24 protein-coding genes, 1 rRNA gene and 1 riboswitch are annotated in these 25574 nt (G+C 49.2%); of the genes, 17 read left to right on the forward strand and 8 right to left on the reverse strand.

The genetic code is table 11. From position 1 onward, the window contains the following. Positions 1–19 precede the first annotated feature (19 nt). From C558_RS0129300 to C558_RS0129335, 8 genes are all read right to left on the reverse strand, one after another. Complete coding sequence (locus tag C558_RS0129300) at positions 20–829, reverse strand: 4'-phosphopantetheinyl transferase family protein (protein ID WP_083927313.1); 810 nt, start codon at positions 827–829, stop codon at positions 20–22. Positions 830–855: 26 nt separating this feature from the next. Further along, a complete protein-coding gene (locus C558_RS0129305) occupies positions 856–2313 on the reverse strand; it encodes a leucyl aminopeptidase family protein (RefSeq protein WP_018759859.1) in 1458 nt (485 codons plus the stop codon). Further along, a complete protein-coding gene (gene pepV / locus C558_RS0129310) occupies positions 2310–3833 on the reverse strand; it encodes a dipeptidase PepV (RefSeq protein ID WP_018759860.1) in 1524 nt (507 codons plus the stop codon). Before pepV ends, C558_RS0129305 begins: the two co-directional genes overlap by 4 nt. Positions 3834–3837: 4 nt before the next feature. Then, a complete protein-coding gene (locus tag C558_RS0129315) occupies positions 3838–4923 on the reverse strand; it encodes an asparaginase (RefSeq protein ID WP_018759861.1) in 1086 nt (361 codons plus the stop codon). Positions 4924–5003: 80 nt separating this feature from the next. After that, positions 5004–6683 (reverse strand): ABC transporter substrate-binding protein, encoded by a 1680-nt coding sequence (locus C558_RS0129320; RefSeq protein WP_018759862.1) that lies wholly within the window; start codon positions 6681–6683, stop codon positions 5004–5006. Positions 6684–6717: 34 nt separating this feature from the next. After that, complete coding sequence (locus C558_RS0129325; protein ID WP_018759863.1) at positions 6718–7617, reverse strand: carbohydrate ABC transporter permease; 900 nt, start codon at positions 7615–7617, stop codon at positions 6718–6720. 15 nt (positions 7618–7632) lie between these two features. Beyond that, entirely contained in the window at positions 7633–8487 is an 855-nt protein-coding gene (locus tag C558_RS0129330; protein WP_018759864.1) for an ABC transporter permease, read from the reverse strand. A gap of 213 nt (positions 8488–8700) precedes the next feature. Continuing rightward, positions 8701–11001 (reverse strand): helix-turn-helix domain-containing protein, encoded by a 2301-nt coding sequence (locus C558_RS0129335; RefSeq protein ID WP_018759865.1) that lies wholly within the window; start codon positions 10999–11001, stop codon positions 8701–8703. Between the two features lie 127 nt (positions 11002–11128). Between C558_RS0129335 and C558_RS32195 the strand changes: the two genes are divergently transcribed. From C558_RS32195 to C558_RS0129420, 17 genes are all read left to right on the forward strand, one after another. Further along, the gene (locus tag C558_RS32195) at positions 11129–11368 is read left to right on the forward strand and encodes a metal-sensitive transcriptional regulator (protein ID WP_051106943.1); all 240 of its coding nucleotides are present in this window, start codon (positions 11129–11131) and stop codon (positions 11366–11368) included. 152 nt (positions 11369–11520) lie between these two features. Continuing rightward, a complete protein-coding gene (locus C558_RS0129345; protein ID WP_018759867.1) occupies positions 11521–13950 on the forward strand; it encodes a heavy metal translocating P-type ATPase in 2430 nt (809 codons plus the stop codon). A gap of 11 nt (positions 13951–13961) precedes the next feature. Next, positions 13962–14582 (forward strand): NAD(P)/FAD-dependent oxidoreductase, encoded by a 621-nt coding sequence (locus C558_RS0129350; RefSeq protein WP_018759868.1) that lies wholly within the window; start codon positions 13962–13964, stop codon positions 14580–14582. A 24-nt stretch (positions 14583–14606) separates the two neighbouring features. Then, positions 14607–14849 carry a glutaredoxin family protein gene (locus tag C558_RS0129355; RefSeq protein WP_018759869.1) on the forward strand — a complete coding sequence of 81 codons (243 nt, stop codon included), beginning with the start codon at positions 14607–14609 and terminating at the stop codon, positions 14847–14849. Between the two features lie 130 nt (positions 14850–14979). Beyond that, positions 14980–16071 carry a hypothetical protein gene (locus C558_RS0129360; RefSeq protein ID WP_018759870.1) on the forward strand — a complete coding sequence of 364 codons (1092 nt, stop codon included), beginning with the start codon at positions 14980–14982 and terminating at the stop codon, positions 16069–16071. 156 nt (positions 16072–16227) lie between these two features. Beyond that, complete coding sequence (locus C558_RS0129365; protein ID WP_018759871.1) at positions 16228–16698, forward strand: MarR family winged helix-turn-helix transcriptional regulator; 471 nt, start codon at positions 16228–16230, stop codon at positions 16696–16698. A 135-nt stretch (positions 16699–16833) separates the two neighbouring features. Beyond that, complete coding sequence (zwf, locus tag C558_RS0129370) at positions 16834–18324, forward strand: glucose-6-phosphate dehydrogenase (protein ID WP_018759872.1); 1491 nt, start codon at positions 16834–16836, stop codon at positions 18322–18324. A gap of 57 nt (positions 18325–18381) precedes the next feature. Next, positions 18382–19275, forward strand: coding sequence for a phosphogluconate dehydrogenase (NAD(+)-dependent, decarboxylating) (gene gnd / locus C558_RS0129375; protein ID WP_018759873.1), 894 nt, complete (start codon positions 18382–18384; stop codon positions 19273–19275). Between the two features lie 62 nt (positions 19276–19337). Further along, positions 19338–20006 carry a fructose-6-phosphate aldolase gene (fsa, locus tag C558_RS0129380; protein WP_018759874.1) on the forward strand — a complete coding sequence of 223 codons (669 nt, stop codon included), beginning with the start codon at positions 19338–19340 and terminating at the stop codon, positions 20004–20006. A gap of 26 nt (positions 20007–20032) precedes the next feature. Continuing rightward, entirely contained in the window at positions 20033–20248 is a 216-nt protein-coding gene (locus tag C558_RS0129385) for a hypothetical protein (RefSeq protein WP_018759875.1), read from the forward strand. A 75-nt stretch (positions 20249–20323) separates the two neighbouring features. Beyond that, positions 20324–21214, forward strand: coding sequence for a DMT family transporter (locus C558_RS0129390; protein ID WP_018759876.1), 891 nt, complete (start codon positions 20324–20326; stop codon positions 21212–21214). Between the two features lie 62 nt (positions 21215–21276). Next, positions 21277–21425: riboswitch (FMN riboswitch) on the forward strand. A 196-nt stretch (positions 21426–21621) separates the two neighbouring features. After that, a complete protein-coding gene (locus C558_RS32200) occupies positions 21622–22593 on the forward strand; it encodes a DMT family transporter (protein WP_018759877.1) in 972 nt (323 codons plus the stop codon). Positions 22594–22701: 108 nt separating this feature from the next. Beyond that, positions 22702–22932, forward strand: a complete 231-nt coding sequence (locus tag C558_RS0129400; protein ID WP_018759878.1) for a DUF896 domain-containing protein — start codon at positions 22702–22704, stop codon at positions 22930–22932. 139 nt (positions 22933–23071) lie between these two features. After that, positions 23072–23998: a DoxX-like family protein gene (locus C558_RS0129405; protein WP_018759879.1), complete on the forward strand. Its 927-nt coding sequence runs from the start codon at positions 23072–23074 to the stop codon at positions 23996–23998. A gap of 14 nt (positions 23999–24012) precedes the next feature. After that, a complete protein-coding gene (locus C558_RS0129410; protein ID WP_018759880.1) occupies positions 24013–24693 on the forward strand; it encodes a DUF4166 domain-containing protein in 681 nt (226 codons plus the stop codon). A gap of 47 nt (positions 24694–24740) precedes the next feature. Further along, positions 24741–24932 (forward strand): hypothetical protein, encoded by a 192-nt coding sequence (locus C558_RS34510; RefSeq protein WP_018759881.1) that lies wholly within the window; start codon positions 24741–24743, stop codon positions 24930–24932. 558 nt (positions 24933–25490) lie between these two features. Then, a 16S ribosomal RNA gene (locus C558_RS0129420) occupies positions 25491–25574 on the forward strand; the annotation flags it as partial.

Genomic DNA, 25574 nt, shown 5'->3' on the forward strand with positions numbered 1-25574 from the left:
TGATTCGGCTATGCCTTTCTTATGAGAAGACTTGAAGTGACACCAGGTTCATAAAATGATCGGATGCCAGACGGCGAACTTCTTCAGGGAACGACGGATTAGAACTGCACACCGAGAGCTTGTACTCTGGGGAAAATGCATATTGTCTAAAATGCCAGTCCTTCTCAGCTTGATGAGGATAAACAGCAATGCGCGGCTCAAATTCGATCCAGAAAGAATCCGGCGGCATCGACAGGCCTACCCCGATCGCCTTCATATAGCTTTCTTTGAGCGTCCACAAATCGTAGAAACATGATAACTTCTGCCGTCCCGTATAGGAGGACAATCGATTTATTTCATTTCTTGCGAAGAATAAGTCAAATGCAGTCAAGTCGATGCTTTTTATTTGCTCGATATCTACACCGACAGGGTATTCACTCAGTATGAGGACAACCCATTGACCGGAATGGGATATATTAAAATGAATGTGATGAGAACCTGATAAGTAGGGTTTGCCGTATTCATTTTTGAGAATCACAATATCCTTGAAGGGGATGGAACATGTTTTACTTATCGCGTATCGAATTAATAGTGCGCCTAGCAAAGCTAGGTCGCGGTCTTCTTTTCTTCTAAGCCGCATAATTGGATGCCGATGATCCTCAGGAATCCATTGAAGGGCATGGTTAAACATTTCCTCGTCTATGTTTTCGGCTCTATTAATAGCGATTAGACAGGGAGAGGTAATCTCCATCCGATAAACACCTCGATATGGCGTAATTTGAATCATAATATAGAAGTGACCTATCCCTCGGGAGAAGTCGGATAGCGTGAAGCAAAGGGTCAACGTCATGTCACGTTGACCCTTTACTGTATCTATTATTGTTCGCTTTGCTCCGCTCGCTGCATGACGTAGTCTGCTAACAGACGTACGCCGAAGCCTGTTGCCCCTGTACGTTCATAGCCTCGATCGGACGGCGACTGCACAGTGTTGGCCATGTCGATATGGACCCAGCGGGTATCCGGCTCGACGAATCGGCGCAGGAACAGCGCCGCGGCGTTCGCGCCGCCGTACGCGCTGGAGCTGATATTGTTCAGGTCCGCATAGTCGCTGCCAAGCAGCGCATCGTCATCGTCGATGAGCGGCATCGGCCATACCCGGTCGCCGCTGACGGCGCCGAGCTCATGAAGCGACTTCGTGCTGTTCGGGTCGCCCCAGACACCTGCGACGCGCAGGCCGAGCGCGTGTCCGATCGCGCCCGTCAATGTCGCGATATCGATGATCTCCGCTGCGCCGAGCCGTCCTGCGTGAAGCAGACCATCGGCGAGAATAAGCCGACCTTCCGCATCCGTATTGCCGACCTGCACCGTCAATCCATTGGGGTAACGGACGATGGAGGAAGGAAGCAGCGCTCCGGCTCCCGGGACATTATCCGCGATCGCGATCAGGGCGACGACGTTCGCTGCCGCACCACTCGCGATCAAGAGATCCAGTGCACCGATGACGGCGCAAGCGCCACCCATGTCGAAGCGGGCTTCGCTGAGGTCGCGTCCCGTCTTCACGTTCATGCCGCCCATATCGAACGTCATGCCTTTACCGACCAAGGCGAGTAGGGGCTGGGAAGGATCCGAAGCATAGGCCACTTCGACGAGGGCCGGCAGCTGACGGCTTCCTTGCGCTACGGCCAATAATCCGTTCATGCCGTGCTCCGCCAATGCTTCGCCCTGATACACCTTCACGCGGGTATGCGCTCGTCCGTCGAACCGTTGAACGATCCGCTCCGTCAGCTGCTCCGGCGTCATTACATTCGCAGGCTCGTTGCACCAATAGCGTGCCAGCATCGTGCTCTCCGCACGTCGGCGCGACTTCTCAATCGCGCGCTGCGCAGCACCGCTATCGCCGCCCGCATGCAGCAAGATCAGCTCCTCGAGGGTGCCTTGATGAGGGTCTTTCTTATAGGCGTCAAAGGTATAACGGCCTAAAATCCAGCCTTCCACCCATGCCCCCAAGACCGCATCGAATGCTAACGTCTCCGCCTGTACGGCATCCAGCAGGACGGCGGCTGAACGGAAGCCCTCCTGCTCGAATGCACGTATAGCGCAGCCTGCCGCGCGGCGAACCATCTCCGTGCTTAGGCGTTTTGCATGCCCCAGCCCGATGACTGCCGTATGCTGGCTGCCGCGCGTGCCGTAGAATATCGTCACTTTGCCGTGCGCCGTCATTGCAGGCTTCACGTCATAATCGAGCTCCTGCCGTTCGGCGCCTTCGGCTGCCAGATAGACCTTGATGTCTGCTTCGCTGCAGATTGCAGACGATTCTAATACGCGAATGTTCATCGTTGTGCTCTCCCTTCGCCAGGTGCGGAATAATCCAAATTCGCTAATTCATAGATCGCTCTCGCATAGATCGCCACCGCATTCATCAAGCTGTCGATGCTGATCGACTCATCGGGCTGATGCGCCGTATCGAGCTCGCCTGGGAAGAGCGGTCCGAATGCTACGCAGTTTGGAAGCTTGCAAGCATACGTTCCGCCTCCGGTCGATAAGAGCGTTGCCTCTTCACCCGTCTGCTCCGTATAGACGGTCTGTAGCGTCCGAATCATCGGATGGTCGGCCGGCACGAGATGCGACGGCTTGATGATCGGCGGAGACAGCTCGAAGCCATATGGCGCGATGCGCGCACGTAATGTATCGATGATCTGTTCGCCTCGGATACAGGATGGGAAGCGAATATTCAGGTGGAAATAGCCTTCAGATGCGGCCGGGTGGTACTGAAGCAATCCAACATTGACCGTAAGAGCGCCCATCGCATCGTCACGGCTGGCAATTCCCAGCGCTTCGCCTGCCGTATCGCCTGCGAGCAGGTCAGCCGCGCCGCGAATGAAGCGGGCGTCGTGGCCTACGAATGATTGAGAATTTAGGAAGTCGAGAAGCCGAAGTCCCGCATTGTTACCCAGTTCAGGAACCATGCCGTGGGCAGACTTCCCTTTCATATGTAGCTTGATTTCTCCAGATCCGCCAACAAGCCCGCCTTCCAGGCCTCTTTCAGCACAAAAGGCCTGCAACGCGAGCGCTAACGAATCGAGATCCGCCGCCGATCCGCTCACCACCGCTTCAGCAGCGTCCGGCACCATATTGGCTGCCGTTCCCGAACGGAACGCACACAGCTGCAACGGAGGCGCACCTACGGAAGCGGGAACCGAATGCTCCCTGGATTCCCCATCAAATCGCAGCGTCATTCGGGTATTCACTTGCCCTTTCTCCGCGTGTACGATCGGGAAATCCGCATCCGGCGTAAAGCCGGCAAGTGGTGGCCGTTCATAACGGTTGTATACCTCCATGCAGTTCATCCCCGTCTCTTCATCCGTGCCGATAATGAGGCGAACTTGATGAAGAAGCGGTAGTCCAAGCTCCTTGACGATGAGCAATCCATAGAGAGCGGCTATCGTAGGTCCTTTATCATCAATCGCGCCCCGCGCGTACAAGCGGCCATCGCGAATTTCGGGCGCGAAGGGAGGAGAGGTCCATTCACCTGTCGCCGGAACGACGTCGACGTGACTGAGTACCGCGATATAATTTGGCGCCCCCTCAGTATGCACCTCAACAACCTCATGATCTACCTCGCCGCCGTAAGCTGCATAGCCAACGATGCCTTCGTGATTCACGACCTGAAGCCCATGCTGTGCAGCGAGGTCCAGTACATAGCGCAGCGCCCGTGCGGATTCGACTCCGAGCGGTGCGCCAGGACCTGCGGTGCTTAAGTTCTTCACGCTAGGAATGGCAAGGAGCGACGACAAGTCGCGCATAAGCGCTTCTTGCCGCCGCTGAACTTCGTAATTCCAGTCGATGTTCGGCATGATACTACTCCTGATGCAGCGTGAAGACGCTGCGGTTCTCGCCGATAACGAGTCCGTTGTCGTTGCGAATCGCCGGTGGACCAATGTGGTACATCCGATCAATCGTTGCTTGATTCTTATATCCGATTTGCTCCAGGATCGAAGCGACCGCGATCGGCCATTCATCTTCGGAGCCATCGGTTACTTTGAGTGCAAACGCAAGACGCTCTTTCTTCAGAGCGAAGCAATAGATGCCTTTTGCTCCACCTTTCGCTACGATATTATCGTCCATGAGCAGATTCGGACAGATCAGATACTCCGCCGAGATCATGCGTGGATAGGCATTCATAAGTGTTGTGACTTTCACGACCGCTTCACGCAGCTTCGCATCTTCGATCAAATCCGGGCAAGCGAGCTTGAGGAAGGCGATTGCCATATTCCGAAGCGGCATGCCGAATACAGGGAAGCCGCAGCCGTCGGTTCCGATCTGAATATCTTGAACAGGGCATTCGGATAACTCCGATGCAATCTGTAGAATACGCACTTGTGCGGGATGGTCAGCAGCATAATATTCATCAAGCGAATAGCCCATACCTTTGCAGTATGCGAGAACGCCGAGGTGTTTACCAGAGCAGTTATGATAGATGCGGCGCTGCGGTTTATGATCCCCTACAAGCGTGTCCCGTGCGTCTGCATCTAACGGATAGGTCGGCTTGCAGACGAGGACATTCTCGTCTAGCCCCAGCTTGGTCATCATGCCTTCCAACGCCTCAACATGATAAGGAAGCGCACGATGTGAAGCCATCATAATGGCTTGTTCTTCCGGGGTGAACCCGAATTTCTCGTCAAATCCTTCGAGGAAAAATGGAATCGCTTGAATCGGTTTTGCTGCGGAACGCATGAAGGTAACCCATTCCGGATCCCCTGAACGATACGTCGTGTGTCCGGTTTCATCGACGCCGCAGACATGTCCATAATGGACATTCTCAAGGTGCCCGCCGCGGAATTCGAGCACGAGTGGCTCGGCATTGCGCGTCATTTCCATGGCAGCGGTTTCAACCGCTGGTTTACTTGGTAATGATTCGTGATTATGATTTAGCTCAGTTGTCATGTATAGTCCCTCCCATGTCTACATTATGCAACAATCGAAAGGACCCGTCCATAGAACAGAACGGATCCTTATCACATCAATTATTTTTTCGTCTGCGCATCATAAGCTTCCTGATAGATCTCGATGAGGCGTTTCAGATTCATGCCATCGAGCGTGCTGATATAGGTATTCCATTCCTTATCAACGTCGGCATCTCCGATGACGAAGCGGGCTAACATTTCATCCACATAATCATTGACGGTCTTCGAGAGATCAGCAATCTCTGTTGCTTGCTCATTCGTCATGAAGAGCGGAGGAACCGTTGCAATATTCGTTGGTTTGTAAGGCTCATAATTATTCTTCGTCTCGTTGTAGAGAATCACCTCGAGATCTTTCTCACCTTTGCTCACCGCGCTAAGGCGGAATTCATTGGAGCGAAGAGCAGGACCCGTCTGTGCCCAGTTCACGTTCTGTACTTCCCCGAACGATTTCAATTCGGACCATTTCGCTGGCTTGCCGTCGATACCGATCTCGCCTTCTTTGGCATCACGCCATTCTATGTCTGGACGACCATAATTGCTGCGCAGCGTATGCTCGTATTCGTATAATCCATCGGCCCAACGGAGCGCGATTTCAGGATTTTTCGCTTTATTCGTAATGAGGAAAGCCCCTGTCGTTAAGCTTGTTGCATCGTTTGGCGCATATTGCACGCCACCAGGGCCTTTCAAGACCGGAACGGTAGTATACTCGCTCCAGCGACCGCTCTCGCCGAGCAGCTGCGTGAATACCCCTTGGTGTCCGCCGGTTGAAGCGCCGAGCAGGACTTCCTTCGGATTTTCCCCGATCTGAATAAGCTGATTATCGTCTTGGGTGAATGATTCAGGAGCAATCAAACCTTCCGCATAGAGCTTGTGCAGATACTTCAAGCCTTCTTTCCATTCCGGCTTCGTGTAGGAGACATCGAGCTTGCCGTCCTGCACGAATAGATGCTTCGTCGATCCATACATCGGGTTGTAGACGAAGGAGTTCATCAGGAACCCATCAATGGAAGATCTCCACGATTTTGGTGAGATGGATAGTGGAATCTCATCGGCTTTGCCGTTGCCATTCGGGTCCTTCGTCTTGAACGCTTTGAGCACGTTGTACAGCTCCTCGGTCGTCGTCGGCATACTGAGACCTAATTTATCGAGCCACGGCTTGTAGATCCACATCTTCTGACTCATCGAGCAGTGGTAGCATTCATTCACTTCAGGCAGAGAGTAGATGTTGCCGCCTGGTGCGGTAATCGCTGCTTTAATATCAGGGCGATCGGCGAACATCTTCTTCGTCTGCGTGCCTTGCTTCTCAATCAGATCATTCAATGGCAGGAATACGCCCTGCGTGCCATAGATCATTTCTTGTGCAGGCGACACGTTCATTCCGAAGATGACATCCGGATAGTCTTCACTGGCAAGCACGAGGTTCAGTTTCTCCTGCATGCTCTGCTCGGGAACGACTTCCCATTCAATGTGGACATTGGTTTTCTCTTCATACCATTTGGTGAATTCATTCGTCGAGAAATTCTCGACGAGCGGATTGCCGCGCACCATAACCTTCAGCGTAACTTTCTCTTTGGTAATCGGGTAAGTGCCTGGCGGCGTCAACAAGCTGTCTGTCGTCGCTGTACCTTCTTTTGGCGTATCCGTTGTCGTGCCTTTCCCTTCATTCGAACCGGAGCAAGCGGATAGAACAGTAGTAAGTAGAAGCAAGATTGCGATAAGCGTAACCCATGTTTTTCTCATAGAGACCCTCCCATAATGGTTCTAGTAACCAACCTTAGCCCTTAATAGAGCCAATCATGACGCCTTTCACGAAAAACTTCTGCACGAACGGATAGACGATAAGCAACGGGACAGAGGATACGACAATGAGCGAATACTTCAATAGTTCGCGCAAGCCTTGGCGGGCCGCCGCCGTTTTGACATCCCCCAGCATATCGATCTTCACTTCGTTCTGAACCAAGATGTCCCGAAGAATGAGCTGTAATGGATACAACTCAGGGTCTTTCAAATAGATCATCGCGTTAAAATATTGATTCCAATGCCCGACGGCGTAGAACAAAGCGATGACGGCCAGAATCGGTCCGGACAACGGAAGCACGATGCTCCGCAGGAAGCGAAAATCATTGCATCCGTCCATTTGTGATGCTTCGAGCAGTTCATGTGGAATCGTCGTCTGAAAATACGTTCGCATAATGATCACATTCCATACGGATAGCGCAGTCGGAATGAGCATGGCCCAGACCGTGTCGATCATATGCAGCTCTTTGACGACGAAATACGTTGGAATCAGTCCGCCGCTGAACATCATGGTGAACACGAAGATTAGCATGAAGACATTTCGACCGTTGAAATCCCGTCTGGATAGCGGATAGGCAGCTAAGATCGTCATGATGACATTGATCAAAGTTCCCGCGATCGTATAGAACACCGTATTTTGGAATCCCGTGAGTATATTTTTGTTCTTGAAAACGGCCTTATAGCCATCCAGCGACGGTTCGACGGGCCATAGCCATACTTTGCCGGATAGAACGGCATAGCTCGAACTAAATGAAGCGCTTACAACATAGATGAGCGGATACAAGATGATGAGGAGCACGATCGAGAGAATCACATAGTTAACGATGGTGAATGCCTTGTCGCTGCCCGACTCGCGAATGGTGGAATGTTGTTGCATCGTTGTCTCCCCCTCCTACCATAGACTTTCTTGCCCGACCTTTTTCGCCGTCTGGTTAACGACGATCAGCAGGACAAAACCAATCGCGGCTTTGAATAGGCCAATTGCGGTCGCGTATGAGAAATTCATTGCTTGCGAGACGAGCCCAACTTTGTACACGTACGTATCAATGACCTCCGAAGTTCGCAAGTTCAGTGAATTTTGCATGAGCAGGATCTTCTCGAAGCCCGTCTCCATCATCTGCCCTGTATTCAGGATTAACAGAATGACGGCAATCGGCATAATACCAGGGATATCGATGTGACGCATCCGCTGGACTTTGTTGGCGCCATCCATGACAGCCGCTTCGTGCAGAGAGGGATCAATCCCCGCGAGCGCTGCCAAATAAATGATGCAAGCAAACCCGACGTTCTGCCAGACATAGGAACCGACATAGATGGTCTGATACATCGATGCTTCACCCATGAAGTTGATCGGATCCACACCGAACCATCCCAAGATGTGATTGACGATCCCCGTGCGGGGGTCAAGGAATTGGAACAGCAAGCCGACAACGACGACGAGTGAGATGAAGTAGGGCGCATACGTAACCATTTGGACTGTTTTCTTGAAGCGTTCATTTTTCACATAATTAAGTCCTAAAGCGAGCAGGATCGGGAACGGGAAACTCGCGAGAAGCGTGTAGAAGCTGATGGATAGCGTGTTGGTCAGCAAGCGCCAAAATTCGTGAGAGTTGAAGAACCGTTCGAAATGCGTGAATCCTGCCCATGGGCTGCCGAACATGCCTTTGGTGATCGAATACTGTTTGAATGCGATAATGTTGCCGAGCATCGGGGCATATTTGAACACGATGATGTAGAGAAGCGGCAAGGCAAATAACGCGTACAGCTGCCACCCCTTTTTTAACGATATCCAAGATTTCAGCTGTGATTCCCCCTTGAATGTCCATTGGTTAACCGGCCGGTGATTTGAAGTATAGAGTGAGTAAGCGCTTTCGTAAATGCGTTAAATTCAAGGGCTATGCAGGTTTTTAGAAAAGGAATAAATGCTCGTTTATTCCCTAATCAAGTGCTGTGCAATCCTTTAGATTCCGCTCCGTGCGTGCTTGCGGAACTCCGTGGCGCTTACGCCGTTGGCTCTTTTGAAGGCGCGGCTGAAGGAGTTGAGGGAATAGTAGCCGACCCAAGCTGCGATCTCGTTCACGGACATGTCGCTCTCCTTGAGGAGCCGTCTGGCATGGTTCATGCGAATCGATTCCAGATAATCGGAGAAATTGACACCCGTCTGTTCTTTGAAAAAATACGATATATACGCTTCAGCGTAATTGAAGCGCTCTGCAAGCTCCGACAAACTCAGCTCCGTTCGCATATAATGCTCTTCGAGATGTTGGATCAAATCTTGTTTCAATTGATTGTTATGGCTTTTCTTCCGGTCATGCTGCTGGCGGCATAGATAGAGGAACGCGATAACCAACGGCTCGAATGCAGCCTTCGGCGAACGACTCGCTTCGGAAGCGGCTAGCGCGGACTTCACTTCTTCCTGCTGGCGATCAGTGTCTCCAGCCTCTTGCTCACAGCATTTCAGGAGTGTACCTGTTAACTCATGAATGAGAACCCTTGTGACGGCGGCAGGGAGATGCTGTTGCTCCAGGTTGTTCTGACGGATCTGCTCGAGTAGTGCCTCTGTCTCGGGCAAGTTGCCTGATTTCACAAGGTTAATGAGCCTGAGCTCAACATCGGGCGGATAATAATACGTTGGCAATGCAGGGCTCTCCTCGTCATGGAACACGATAGGACGTTGTTCGGATAAATGCTCCCGTTCTCGAAGTAGACGAGCTTCTTCATAAGATCGGCTGATCTCCGTCATTTGCATATAACATCCACCGACGGTCATATAGACCTGAACATGCAGTGCGGCAGCAATGCGATGATGCAGTGCTTTGAGATGGTTCCGAACATCCTCCATGAATGCAGCTGGCGAGACAGCGTCGTCATTCAGCAGTAAGCCGATCTGATTCTCCCCCAGGTCATGTGTTGCGATGATACGCCCATAGCCAGTGACGATAATGTCGCGGATTGCGATTTTGCGGAAATCCAGCTCGGTGAGCATCGCTTCATTATAGGTCCCTTCATAACCTGCGATCATCAAAATACTGACGGCGAAGTATTCACCATCCCAGGTTTGGCGGGAATGCTCCATCGCTGCGGCAATGTCTTTGTTGGACAGATAGTGGCCACGCAGCAGACGATCATAGAATCCACTGCGGATAAGTGGGACCTGCTGATCCATTTTTTCGGACAAGTAGTCATTGCTTAGCATCAGATTCGTCACCGAGGTCCTTACGAAATCCCAGACATTGCGATTCGGCGAATGTCCTCCCGCCATGCGACCCGATGGGAGTACGCGAAGCAGTAACCAGAGCGGACGACTGTTGCGATAGGAGAAGAGCAGCGCTGCGATCAGACCGAAGATGAGGCCGATCAGCATAATGGATAAGATCAATTGTTTAATGGAATGTACCTTCTCGAGAACATAGGACTCAGGCTGCGCCGTCAGATATGTCCAGCCATTGTAACGAGAGGTGGTCTTCGTAACGAGCATCCGTTGCCCGTCGATATCGATCGGGTTGAATCCATCCTTCAGCTCTGAGGCCCAGCTGCTGTCTGTTTTCGAACCAGTACGACTGATGATCTCGCCTTTTGCGTCTGTAATGAGGACGAAACCGCCATTACTGGAATCCAGCTTGTGCAGCATGCTCTGGATTTGCGTATTGTCGATGAGCATGAGGACGACGCCGGATCGTTCTTGGGAGCCAAAGGATTGCATGTACGTGACGACAGAGGCCTTTTTGTTCTGATATGTTGCCGTACGTCCCGGGATGAAGGTCTTGGCACTGGTGCGAGACTTTAATTCTTTCAGCCAGGCCTCGTAGGATTGGTTCTCGTATCGGAACTCTAGGTCGTAGAATTGGCGCAGGGAATAAGAAGATCGAGGCGACACCACGACTTCGCTGTGCGGGTAGACCATGTAATAATTCAACAGGAAATGATTGAATAGGGAATAATCAAATAAATCTTTTTTGAGCTCGAGGATTCGAATGGGATTCGTACCGGCGAAGGGTCGATCGACATATTGAAAAGACTGCACCTTCGTGCTGCTCGCAGCCTGCTCGGCCATCGTCTCAAGTTCATTGAAGCGACGATCTAAAATTTCCTTCGTCTGTTCGAGGACGGCATAGGCCGTTTCTTTGGTATTGCTCTCAATTAATGATGTGGTCCGGTCATATGCGTATAAGCCGACGCCGAGGAACCCGGTAAGTAGAAGGGCATAAGGAACGAAGAAATGAATCCATACTTTCAGGTTCCCGCGGTCTTGTTTGAACATGAACAACCTCTCCTTGTCCATTGATTGGTAGGTACCATAGACGATAGATTACTTTTTACCAAGATAACAATAAGAATGAAATGCGTAAAGCTTAAAAATTGAAGTGTTATGAACCTATTTATATACTATAGAGGGGTATGTTATCAGCAGACTGAATCAAATTCGTGGCTTGAAAGGCATGATCGAGAAGGATACCTACTGTGATGATGTGCTGAATCAGATTGCAACTGTACAGTCGGCCTTGAATGGAGTAGGTAAGCTGCTGCTCGAATGTCATATGAAGAGCTGTGTCATGGATCGCATGAAGGAAGGCGGCACAAATGTGTTATCAGAGCTCCTGGTGACGATGAATAAGCTTATAAAATAACGGGAAAACCAACATCAATTATAGGGGATTTCCGGAATTTATTATGATCTTTTATGTAGGGTAGAGGGGTATTGTAAAAAAATGTTGACTTAATATAGGGTAGAGGGGTATACTAAGATCAAGAAGAGGTTGAACAAGAGGAGTGAATAAGGATGTCTACGGCGACGAATGAGAAACAGACCACCCTTTCCATTACGGGCATGACTTGTGCAGCTTGCGCAAACCGGATCGAGAAGGGTCTCAATAAATTAGAAGGCGTATCGAACGTCAATGTGAACTTTGCACTGGAGAAAGCGAGCCTATCTTATGATTCATCCAAGCTGGACGTTGATCGTATGGAAGAGACCATTAAGAAATTAGGTTATGGAGTAGCCAAAGAAACGGTTGATTTCAAGCTGGAGGGCATGACTTGCGCAGCATGTGCGAACCGAATCGAGAAAGGGCTCAGCAAGATGGCTGGGGTGACAAGCGCAACGGTTAACTTCGCAATGGAGACAGCCCGCGTCGAATATTCGCCAGGCGATATATCGGTTACAGATATGCAGAACAAGGTGAAGCAGCTTGGTTACCAAGCGATCACGAAGCAAGAAAGTGAATCCACGGGCGATCATCGTGCTAAGGAAATTCGGCACCAGAAACGGAACCTGCTGATCTCGGCGATTCTCTCGCTTCCACTCCTGTGGAGCATGGTGGGACACTTTTCATTTACGTCGTGGATTTACGTGCCGGATCTATTCATGAATCCGTGGATACAGTTGCTTCTCTCCACGCCGGTTCAATTCTATATCGGAAGACAGTTCTATGTCGGGGCTTACAAAGCGCTTCGTAACGGCAGTGCGAACATGGACGTATTGGTATCGCTCGGTACATCCGCTGCTTACTTCTACAGTCTGTATCTCACCATCGATTGGTTCTTAGCAGGTGCGAACGCCCACCACGGGCCCGCAATGTACTACGAGACAAGTGCCGTGTTGATTACGCTCGTTCTTATGGGCAAATTATTCGAGTCTTTGGCGAAAGGACGGACATCCGAAGCGATCAAATCGTTGATGGGGCTGCAAGCAAAGGCGGCGCTTGTCATTCGTGACGGCGTTGAGCAATCCATTCCAGTCGAAGAAGTGTTGACGGGAGATGTTGTCCTCGTCAAACCAGGTGAGAAAATTCCTGTCGATGGACTTGTACTCGAAGGGGTATCGTCCGTGGATGAGTCGATGTTAACCGGTGAGAGCCTTCCGGTAGAGAAGAAAGCCGGCGATGAAGTCATCGGGGCAACGATGAATAAAAACGGCATGTTACGTATTCAAGCAACAAAGGTAGGGAAAGAAACAGCACTTGCGCAAATTATTAAGGTCGTTGAAGAAGCGCAAGGCTCTAAGGCGCCGATTCAACGGGTGGCAGACGTCATCTCCGGTATTTTCGTACCGATTGTCATTGGGATTGCCATTGTTGCCTTTCTCGTATGGTATTTCTTTGTCACCCCAGGTAACTTCGCTGAGGCGCTTGAGAAAGCCATTGCCATCCTCGTCATTGCATGCCCTTGTGCCCTTGGTCTAGCGACACCAACATCCATTATGGCAGGGTCGGGTCGTGCAGCAGAGTTCGGAATCTTGTTCAAAGGTGGCGAACACCTGGAGCAGACCCATAAGATTGACGCGATCATCCTGGATAAAACAGGTACCGTAACCAAAGGTAAACCGGAATTAACCGACGTATTGACGGAAAATAATGAGACCGAATTCCTTCGCTTGGTTGGTGCGGCGGAGAAGAACTCAGAGCATCCGCTTGCAGAAGCGATCGTTGAAGGGATCAAAGCGAAAAATATTGAAATGCCAGCAACCGAGTCCTTCGAAGCGATTCCGGGGTATGGAATTAAGGCTGTTGTGGAAGGGAATGAGCTCTTGATCGGTACTCGTCGATTGATGGAGAAATTCGATGTGAATGCACAGCATGCTTATGATGTGATGAATCGACTTGAAGAAGCGGGTAAGACAGCGATGATCGTTGCGATGAACGGCGACTATGCAGGTCTTGTCGCAGTAGCCGATACCATCAAAGAAACCTCTAAGGAAGCAGTAGCCCGTCTCAAAGATATGGGCATTCAAGTGATTATGATCACTGGCGATAATGAGCGGACAGCGAAGGCGATTGCAGCGGAGGTAGGTATTGAACATGTGCTCGCTGAAGTCCTTCCAGAGGGCAAGGCGGAAGAAGTGAAGAAATTACAATCGCAAGGTAAGACCGTGGCAATGGTTGGGGACGGCATTAATGATGCGCCTGCACTTGCAACGGCGGATATCGGAATGGCGATCGGCACAGGCACGGACGTTGCGATGGAAGCAGCTGATGTCACCCTAATGCGCGGCGATCTCTCGAGCATCCCGGATGCGATCTACATGAGCCGGAAGACGATGAGTAACATTAAACAGAACTTGTTCTGGGCGCTTGGATACAATACCTTGGGGATTCCAATTGCAGCAATCGGTTTGCTTGCACCATGGGTAGCGGGAGCAGCGATGGCACTCAGCTCCGTGTCGGTTGTGCTGAATGCGCTTCGTCTACAACGTGTGAAAATTCGTCACTAAGGAGAATGATCATGGGAGAGAAGATGAATATTGCGGTGGCCCCACCTCTTCAGGTGGGAGGCACCTTGTTTACCCCAGAGCAGCTGAGCGCTATTGGCACGATTGTAGGTCCGGATGCGAAGATTGAGATGACGCCGTTCAAGCAAATGTATGTGCAGATTCCAGTGGAGCGGCGTGATGCGATCCAAGCGGCATTAGAGCAGGCAGGGCTCGAGGTCTACCCCGCAGGTTTTGTTAGCAAAAGTCTAATTGCCTGTAACTTCTGCAAAGGTGCAGAAGATGCGGGACTCGAAACAGCACGTAAGTTAAATCGTGCCATTGCAGGGATCGATACACCGACACCGCTCAAAATCGGATACGCAGGTTGTGCTCTCGGAACGAGTGAGCCGTTATTCAAAGATATTGGCGTCGTGAAGATGCGCGATACGTTCGATATCTATGTCGGTGGCGAGCCGAAAGGGATCAAAGTTGCCGCAGCACAATTATTGTTATCGGGATTGCAGGAACAGCAACTCGTGCCGGCCATTACGCGAATTATCGATTTCTATAGAGCAGAGGCGAAGGGCAAGGAGAAATTCAGCAAGTTCGTGAACCTAATGACGCTGATGAAGCTACAAGAAATTGTTGCATAAATGAATTTGAAGGAGTGGATGAAGATGACAGAACCTCTCAAAATTTATACGATTCCAACCTGCAGCGATTGCAATCATGCCAAACGGTATTTCAAGGAGAATGGCATTCCTTATCAAGAATTCAACTGTGAAGTGGATGAGAAATATCCGAAGGAAGTCTGGGAGCTTACGAGCAAGCAAGTCGTTCCGACGCTTGTCATTCATGACAAGGTGTTCGTCGGCTTTGCAGAGAATATGAGCGCCATTAAGGATTTGCTTGGTAAATAAGACGGACGATGTTCGAAGAACCCTCCTTCCATATGAAGGCAGGGTTCTCTTTTGCTATGGGCGAACACACAGTGCCAGGTATTTGCATATCGTATCTTATAAGCGATGGATGACAGGGAGTGGGATAGCGATGGCAGGTACGGTTAAACATGCTTTTGCGAGCGGGAATACGGCGTTAGGAAGAACGAATTCATTTGCATCGGCATTTCAAGGAGCTTATGCGTTGTTTCTATTAGAAGGCGGTCCTGGAACGGGAAAATCAACGATGATTCAGAAGATCGCGGATGGCGTGCGTGACCAAGGGGCTCATGCGTGGTGGTTCCATAATCCGTTGAATCATGAGACGCTCGATGGTCTGTGGATTCCAAGCGCAGCGATTGGCGTTGTTGACGCGGCGGCATGCCTGGATGCTTTCGCAGGCTTTACCGATACCAAGATCATTACGGTATCTCTGCATGGTGCCGTTAGCCGTGATATCCTCAACCCGCATCGACAGGAATTGCAGCAGATCCAGGAGCAGATCGAGGAGCGCTATGCGAGCGCGACGGATTCATTCCTGCATACGCTACGTATTCACGATGATTGGGAGAAATATTATATCGACCATATTCGTTTCGATGCGGCGGATCAGGTGACGGAAGAACTGAAGTCACTCATTCCCGATGCATCGTCGGAACGGCCTGTGCAATCGACGCGTCATTTGTATCTAGGGGCGGCGACGAGCGTAGGTGCCGTCGATTACGTGATGAACTTGACGGAGCAGCTTGACCGTCGTATTTTCGTCAAAGGCCGCCCGGGATCCGGAAAATCAACGATGCTGAAGAAGCTGGTGACCGCAGGGGAGGAACGCGGGCAGAGCGTCGAGGTCTATCATTGTGGATTCGATCCGAACAGCTTGGATATGGTCATCTTCCCGGCGCTGAGCCTGGCGATATTCGATTCCACGGCACCGCATGAGCATTTTCCAAGCCGTGAAGGGGACGAAATTCTAGATATGTACGTGCGTACGATTGATGAAGGAACCGATGAACGGTATGCGGATGGGATTGCCCAAGTGAAGGACCAATACGCTGCATCGATGAAGGCCTCTCTAGCGATTTTGGCGGAAGTGAAGCAGCTGCACGATCGGCTGCGTGCCATCTATGTGGAAGCGACGGACTATGCGGCCGTGGAGGGGATTGGTTCCAGATTGTGCACCAATGTTCTCTCACGATTGAAATAATATTGAATTTATGGCAAAGACCACCTCTTACGAAGGGGTGGTCTTTGTATTGACAAGGAAAATGAATAGGAATATGATCTAAATCACAGTTGGATAGTTCAATTATGAACAATTCACTAATGAAGCGTTTTCATCAGGATTGGAGGTATATCTCGATTGCATTCTCTGGATGAGCAGAGCAAACTTGCAGCGCGTGTATTGGACTCATATTGGAATATTAGTCGGGTGACTGTCAAGATGGAGCAGCAGAATGCCGCCTCATTAGGCTTATCATTACAGCAAATGGCGATTCTAAATACATTGCATGCAACGCCCGAAATGAAATTGAAGGATTTGACCGAACGTCTGGTGTCTTCCAAAAGCACGTTAAGCGTCAATATTGATGGACTCGTAAAGGCGGGGCTGGTTGTAAGAGAAATTCCGATGCATAACCGAAGAGAAGTGAAGCTGCGGTTAACCGAGCAGGGCAAGGAAATCTCAAAGCAATCGATCGTGAAATCGACGTCGAGCCAAGCAATATTAAATGTGCTGAATCGTTTGACCGCAGAAGAAATTGACCAGCTGCTTCGGATCAATGAAGGTGTACTTCAAGCTTTATGCCAAAGTACATCAGATTCATCCGATTGAATCGATTTATTTATTTACTTATCTTACTTTTTGTAATATACTATAATTAATAAATGACGGACTGAATTCACAGGAATAAAGGCAGCATGCTTTCCTCGATTCAACCATTGTTTTTTCAACAGGAGGAACACATATATGGAATCAACAACACTCGTATTATTTGGTGCAACAGGCGATTTAGCCAAAAGAAAAATATATCCGGCTTTGTATAATCTGTTCTTGGACCAGAAAATGCCTGCTTCATTCTCCATTATCGGGCTTGGAAGAAGAGAATGGTCTGATGAGAAATTCCGCTCGCAAGTGGAAGATTCCCTTCATACCTTCTCTAGACGTGATGTAGGTACGCCTGAGCAGCTTCAAGCTTTCCTTAGCTCACTTCGCTACAGCGTGCTTGATGTGGGCCGAATCGAAGATTATGAGAAACTTCTGAAGCTGGTTGAAGCGCGTGAGGAAGAATTGCATATTCCAAGCAACCGTCTATTCTACTTGTCGGTAGCTCCAGAGTTCTTCGATGTGATCGCATCGAATATCAAAGCAAGCGGCCTAGGTTCCACGAAGGGCTGGAAACGACTCGTCATTGAGAAGCCATTCGGTCATGATCTGGAATCTGCTCGCGCGCTGAACGAACAGCTATCTCGTTCGTTCGACGAGAATGAAATTTATCGTATTGACCACTATCTTGGCAAGCCGATGGTTCAGAACTTAGAAGTCCTCGAATTCGCGAACCCGGTCATTCATGCGCTATGGTCGAACCGTTTCATTAAGAACGTTCAGATCACAGCGGCAGAGACCGTTGGTGTTGAAGAGCGTGCAGGCTATTACGACAAAGCGGGTGCGATTCGGGATATGTTCCAGAATCATATGCTGCAATTGCTCATGATGACCGCGATGCAGCTGCCGCAGCAGAGTACGCCGGACGAAGTTCGCCGTAAGAAGAAAATGGTAATGGAGGCGCTTCGGCCACTCGCCAAGGAAGATTTGACGCGCAACATCGTTCGCGGACAATATGCAGCAGGGGAAATGGCTGGGAAATCGGTACCTGGTTACTTGGATGAACCGGGCATTATGTCCAGCTCGAAGAATGATACGTTCTTCGCAGCTAAATTGTGGATCGATAACAGCTTGTGGGAAGGCGTACCATTCTATATCCGTACAGGTAAAAGAATGCAAGAGAAGTCTACACGGATCGTCATCGAATTCAAAGATCCACTACAACCATTCAACAAACCGCAAGATGAGACAGCTGGTCCGAACCTGCTCGTGATCGATATCGGTCCGCATGAGGGGCTTACGCTGCAGTTGAATAGTAAAGATCCTGTGCATGCGAGCAAGTTCGAGCCTGTCCATGTGAACTGCTTCTCGAATGCGCAAGATATGCCGGAGGCTTATGAGAACTTGATCCATGACACGATGCGCGGGGACGGAACATTCTTCGCCCATTGGGATGAGGTTGAATTATCTTGGGCTTGGGTGCAGCCAATCCTCAATGCATTCGCAGCGAATGAGGTTCCACTTCATACGTATGAAGCGGGTTCGAATGGGCCAGAAGCAGCACATCAACTGCTGGGTGAAGACCAGTGGTGGCTCGATAAGCCGCTCAGAGAACGAGTGCTTACTGAGGTATAATTTTCATAACTCGCCGGACATCTAGAATTAATATACACACCATTGGAGGGGTAGCATATGAAAGTCGGATTAGTAGGTCTTGGGAAAATGGGGTTGAACCTAGGGCAAAATTTATTGGATCACCAGCACGAGGTCGTTGCATTTGATTTGAATACACAAGCGGTAGAAGAGATGAAATCCTACGGAGCATCGGGTGTCTCGTCGCTGCAAGAGATGGTTCAGTCGCTTGATACACCGCGCATTGTATGGATTATGGTTCCGCATCAGGTTGTTGATTCCGTCATTGAGGAGATCACGCCGTTGTTATCGCAAGGGGATATTGTCATTGAAGCGGGGAATTCGCATTACAAAGAATCGATTCGCCGTTACAATCAGTTGCAGCCATTTGGCGTGAGCTTTATGGATGTAGGTACCTCAGGCGGAATGGAAGGCGCTCGTCACGGGGCATGTTATATGGTTGGCGGCGACGCAGAGGCATGGGCCGTTGTTGAACCGATTTTCCGTGATACTGCCGTGGATAAAGGATATCTGTATGCAGGTAAGTCAGGCAGCGGACATTTTCTGAAAATGGTGCATAACGGCATCGAATACGGGATGATGGCTGCCATTGGCGAAGGGTTCGAAGTGCTTGAGAAGTCTGATTTTGATTTTGATTATGAGCAGGTTGCCCGCGTATGGAATAACGGATCCGTTATTCGTTCGTGGTTGATCGAACTGATGGAGCGTGCTTTCTCGAAGGATGCGAATCTGGATGAGATCAAGGGCATTATGCACTCTTCCGGGGAAGGCAAGTGGACGGTCGAGACAGCATTCGAACTACAGACGGCTACGCCTGTCATTGCCATGTCCCTGCTTATGCGTTATCGCTCGTTAGATCAGGATACGTTCACAGGCAAGGTTGTCGCAGCGCTTCGCAACGAATTCGGAGGACATGCTGTCGAGAAGAAGTAATTGGTTTATAATAGTAAGGGCAATGCACCAATCTTATCAAATCATAAACGGAGGTAAGTGGCATGAAATTTTTTATCGATACAGCGAATGTAGTGGATATTCAGAAGGCGTACAAACTCGGTGTTCTCTCTGGTGTTACAACGAATCCATCTCTGGTTGCCAAAGAAGGCGTTAAATTCGAAGATCGTATTGAAGAAATTCTTAAGCTCGTACCTGAAGTTGAATCTGTATCAGCAGAAGTATCGCCTGATGCTGTAACTGCGGAAGAGATGATCGCTGAAGCGAATGAACTGATTAAGATCAATGGTGGCGATAAAAACATTACGATTAAGCTTCCAATGACCCTTGCAGGTCTAGAAGCTTGCCGTTACCTAACAAAAAAAGGCGTGAAGACGAACGTTACGTTGATTTTCACAGTCAACCAAGCGCTTCTTGCAGCTCGTGCAGGTGCGACGTATGTGTCGCCGTTCTTAGGCCGTCTGGATGATATCTCGGAAGATGGCGTGCTGCTTGTCTCGAAAATTGCGGAGTTGTTCCGTATTCATAACCTGGATGCGCAAATCATTGCTGCTTCGGTACGTCATCCGGATCACGTAACTCGCGTAGCGATGGCAGGGGCGCACATTGCAACAATTCCTTATGGGGTAATTGAGCAGTTGACGAAGCATCCATTAACGGATCAAGGGATGGAGAAATTCGCAGCAGACTGGGCAAAAGCACCGAAGAATTAAGGGTTTGAGGTAAGAGAGGGGAAACTATGTCGAATAAGAAGACCGGCCATGTTCTGAAGTTCGAGGATGGTCAATATTATATCGAAGTGGAGCCTTATGTCACGCCGAATCTGGACGAGGCAGAGATCTATTTCAAATATTTCGATCTCATGGAGGCGCAAGCTAGAGCGCTACGTCTTACCGGACATCCGGTTCAAATGACTAAGATTTCCTTCCGCATCGCTGACATCACTGTACTATAGACAAAGACGAGGGATCCGCTGCTTATGGCGGATTCCGTTCGTTTTGGCATGGTAGCGAGAGGGGGAAATGGCACCATGGGGAAGTCAACAAGGCTACAGTCGGCATTATTGCTAATATTTTTAATTACGGTATGGGGGATTAATTGGCCCCTTACGAAGATCGCCCTTGAGCATACACCGCCTGTGTTATTCTCCGGACTGCGAACATTGCTCGGCGGGATTTTCTTGCTGATTGTCGCATTGCCAAGATACCGCAAGCTCAAATTCCGCGAGACGTGGAAGATTTATTTGTTCGCCGCGTTGGTGAATGTCATTCTGTACTACGGACTACAGACGATTGGACTGAATTATCTGCCGGCAGGGCTGTTCTCGGCGATCGTGTTCCTCCAACCCGTTCTTGTCGGCGTATTCTCCTGGTTATGGTTAGGTGAATCGATGTATGGGTTGAAGCTCATAGGTCTTATTCTTGGATTCGCAGGGGTCGGCGTGATTAGTATGGGCGGGTTCAGCGGTGATCTTTCTGTTACGGGGATCTTGTTAGCCCTTGGCTCGGCATTGAGTTGGGCGCTAGGTACGATCTTCGTGAAGAAAGTAGCGCCGATCGTCGATTCGATATGGCTTGTCACACTGCAGCTCATCATTGGCGGTTTCGTGATGACAGTGGGCGGATCACAGTTCGAGAGCTGGGCGGATATCGACTGGAACTGGACCTTTGTTTTATGTTTGTTATTTATAGCGATCTTCGTCATTGCGGTAGGGTGGATCGTATTCTATTATCTGATCGATACGGGTGAGGCAGGGAAAGTGGCGTCGTTTACTTTTCTAATCCCGCTAGTGGCGATTCTGATTGGAACGGTATTCTTGAATGAACCCTTTACCCTATCACTGCTTGTTGGGCTTGTGCTCATTCTCGTCAGTATTTATTTCGTGAATAGACCGCGGCAGAGCGTGATGAAAATCACTTGAAATATTTCGTGAACGTGTATAATCTTAATTATAAGTTTTCAAATACTAAAATTTAAATGAATAAGGATCTTCGGGGTAGGGTGCAATTCCCAACCGGCGGTGATGTTCTTCGTAGAACGCAGCCCGCGACTCCTCATGCTGAACTTGGCGTGGGGACTGACTTGGTGAGAATCCAAGGCCGACGGTAAAGTCCGGATGGTAGAAGATCATCAAAGAAGCGTGCTGGGGTAGCGCTATATTCCTGCATGTTTATTTGATCAGCCCCGTTTGCGTACATAGTTGTGCGCTTGCGGGGCTTTAATGATTTTCGGGGTCTCCGCAAAGTACCTGAATCAGCTTCAAGTCAAGTCAACACTTTGTGGGGTTTCCTTACCGCTTCGTTCCTGTATTCAGAAGAGGAGTTCACTATGAATGCTACAGAATTAACTGTTCCACGTGCTTCAAGATTCAATGCGGGCTTCTGGCTCGTTGTGCTCGGCGCTGCGTTATGGGGTGTTGATCCACTCTTCCGCGTTATTCTGCTCAAGTGGCTGACATCCACACAAATCGTACTGCTCGAGCATATTATTCTGTTCTTCGTTGCTGCGCCAGTCTTATGGCGGCATCGGACGGAACTGCAGGGGATTGGATGGCGTCGTGTCTTCGCTCTCTTATTCGTGTCTTGGGGCGGGTCCGCGATTGCGACGATCCTGTTCACCCAGGGGCTTATGCATGGAGACCTGAATGCCGTGCTATTACTGCAGAAGCTGCAGCCATTGTTCGCGATTGTTTTGGCTAGAGTGATTCTGAAGGAAGTATTGCCGAAATACTTTGGATTCCTATTCATTCTTGCTTTGTTAGGTACGTATTTATTGACGTTCGGATGGACCTTGCCTTTCGGACATGTGAATGATTTCGTTCAGGTTGGAAGTCTATTGTCGCTTGGGGCTGCTGCGTTATGGGGAGGTTCCACGGTGATGGGGAGCTATCTGCTACGAACAATGAAATATGAGACGGTTACCTCGCTTCGTTTCGCATTAGCACTACCGCTGCTCATTATCGTTACGCTATCTGAGGGACAGAGCTGGAACCTGTCGATCGGAACGCTTGATGCATCACTCGTCTTCATTAATCTATTATTGCAGGCCTTATTGCCTGGTTTGCTAAGTTTGCTGCTCTATTATAAAGGATTGGGTACGACGAAAGCTTCCTATGCAACACTCGCGGAGCTTAGCTTCCCGATGGTAGGGGTATTGATCAACTGGATCGTGTTCAAACAAGTCGTGACTTGGACGCAGCTGCTTGGATTTGTGTTCATTTGGTTCACGCTGTTCTATATTTCTCGCCAGAAGCAAGAAGTAGCGACTCCAGGTCAGACGTTGCAATCCGCGCAGGCCTAATTTATTAAGGGGCATTCTGGGATGTTGACAATGGAGAGCATTACCACTATACTTCAATTAAGTTAGTAAATAACTTTAATTGTGTATATGGAAGTGAGGGAAGTACCCATGGTTATTCAGAGCCTATCCAGAATCAATGAACTCGCTAGAAAAGAGAAACAATTCGCGTTGACACCAGAGGAGAAGGAAGAACAACAACGTCTTCGTCAATCCTACTTGAGCGAGATTCGCGGCTCCATGGAGAAGATCGTCGTTAGCACGACGGTGATGGACCCGTTGGGGAATGATGTCACGCCGAATAAAGTCAAAGCGCTACAAGATCGCTATCATATTTCATAGCTCATTCAAGATACAAGAATGGAAGCCCGTGCAGTGCACGGGCTTTTTTGATTTTTAGAAAGTATAGAGATCGTTGAATAATTTTCTTTCTGTTGCGCTCTTTATCATATACACTTCTAATATATGGGAGGCGATGGATATGACGAACAAACCAATCTATGTGGAACGAATAATTCGTACTGACATGGATACGCTGTGGTATTATACGCAGACACCTGATGTTCACCAACAATGGGATCTACGGTTTACAGAAATCGAATACCTCCCTAAGCACAAAGAATCAGACCTTCAACGGTTCCTTTATCGAACGAATATTGGGTTCGGTGTTTCGATCGCTGGCGAAGGAGAGACATCGGGTGTGCAAGAGAAGGACGGATCGAGGACATCTATCCTACGTTTTGCATCGGATCAATGGATTTCTCTCATTCGGGAAGGAGCGGGGTTCTGGAAATATGTCCCGACGACGGATGGAGTGCGATTCTTCACGCGTTATGATTATCGAACACGATTCGGCGTGATAGGCAAGTTACTGGATCATTTATTGTTCCGGCCATTGATGGGCTGGGCTACTGCCTGGAGCTTTGATGCGCTACGGCTATGGATCGAGAAAGGAATACACCCACGAATATCGTTGCTGAGAAGTCTGACGGATTTGGTCTGTATCCTGGTGTTATGCGTGATATGGATCTACCAAGGGGTATTTCCCAAGATTTTGTACCCTGAGACCGGTGAGCTTGCGATTCTTCAAGGGACGTTATTATTTCAGGGATATGAGAGCCTTGCGTTAATGACCGTGGGTATTCTTGAGGTGATATTCGGGTTGTTAATTTTGATTATGGGACTGAATCGCCGGAGAATCATGTACATTTGGAATATAGGGCTCTTGATATTACTTGGTATGAGCAGTGTCCTTCAACCACAGCTCTACGTTGCGCCATTTAACCCGGTAACGTTAAACCTCGGAATGATTGCGTTGTCTGTTGTGGGTTTGTTTAGTCTTCCAGATTTACCTCGTGCTTCGAATTGTTTGAGGCGGCCGAATAGAAGCAGAATAGAAGCAGAATAGAGGAGGAAGCATAAATGACTTCAATCTATCAGCGTGCACTAGGGCGTGATTTTGAGAACCTACATCCCCGGATTCAAGAACGGTTCGGGTTTAGTAGTAGAGATCATCGTGCCTCAATAGGACGCGGTGTAATGGAGAAAGTATGGTATGGGCGAGCTTTTACAGTACCTTTTCTTTATCTAGGCACTGTTCGCAATATTATGTTTCCGCAGCAAGGGGAGCAGATCTCTTTTACCATTGAAAATTATGCTTATGTGGATCAGTTTGGTCGAGAGACCGTGACGTGGGCACGCAAATATCATTTCACGAACCGGTTAAGACGGTTCGATGCGACGATGATCTATAGCCAGTCCAAACATAAAATTGTCGATTATCTCGGTACACACCAGCATCTTGCGGTCGAGCTTGAAATGTCCGCAGCGAAGAATGGTGGAATGCACTTGCGATCGGGTAACCAGTTCTTCTATGAGAAGTGGATTGGTTTTAAGTTCCCGATGCTGTTCTCTGGTTATGCTGATGTGTGCGAATGGTTCGATGATGAAATTGAACGTTTTCGTATTCGGGTACACGTAACGAATCCGGTGTTCGGGCGGTTGTTCGGGTATGAGGGTGTGTTTGATGTAGACTATATTCAAGTCAGCCCTTCAGAGATTCCGCAAGATGTGAAGCCTCGTCGCGAGGAGCGACGTGATTAACAATGACTCTTCTATAGAAGAGTCAGGCAATAAGTCGACTGTCGTTGATGGAGTATGTTCAAGTCATTGCTGTGAAGGTCGACGCGTCGAATGGCTCGATCATGTACAGGGAGTCGCCCTTGTCCGAAGGCAATGGACCAGATCTCAACGGGAGTCTTGAATGTCTGCAAATAATCGATGAGCTGCGGGACACTCGTGGAGGAGTCAAATGCCCCTTCAAGCCAATAGATGAAGTCTAACCGTATGTAATGTTCTAGATCATAGGGTGGATTGGTGCACGGGGAAATACGAAGCCCACTTAGAGTATGCCCATCTACGCCATACAATATTTCTATATCATCACTCAAATGGGCGAGTGAAGCTGGAAAGTTAGGTTTGTTCCTTATTCGGGTATCGGATGACGGGATGCGATGAATGTGAGTTGACTCATGAATCGTCTCCTTGCGTAGAGTTAGCTCTATTATATGTCCAATAGATTCTACTAGAATAGCGCGGACTTTGATGTAATATTTTACCTCTTGCTATAAACGTGAAATGCATGGTATATTCTTATTCCGGCCGCTACGAGAGTAGCAGACGGGACGCAAGAGAAAAGAACTTCTCGAAAAAAACATAAAAAAATATCTTGCATTATGAAATCGAATGTGATATATTATAAAAGTTGTCGCCGAGAGAACGACGCGGTGATCACGAGAAAGACATTGATCTTTGAAAACTGAACAACGAATGATTGAAAGAATAAAGAGAACTTCGGTTCTCGCAAGCAAGTCAGTTTCAAAATGAGCAAGTCAAACACTTTATTGGAGAGTTTGATCCTGGCTCAGGACGAACGCTGGCGGCGTGCCTAATACATGCAAGTCGAGCGGAGTTATTCCTTCGGG

The organism is Paenibacillus terrigena DSM 21567 (assembly GCF_000374845.1).
GTDB lineage: Bacteria > Bacillota > Bacilli > Paenibacillales > Paenibacillaceae > Paenibacillus_K > Paenibacillus_K terrigena.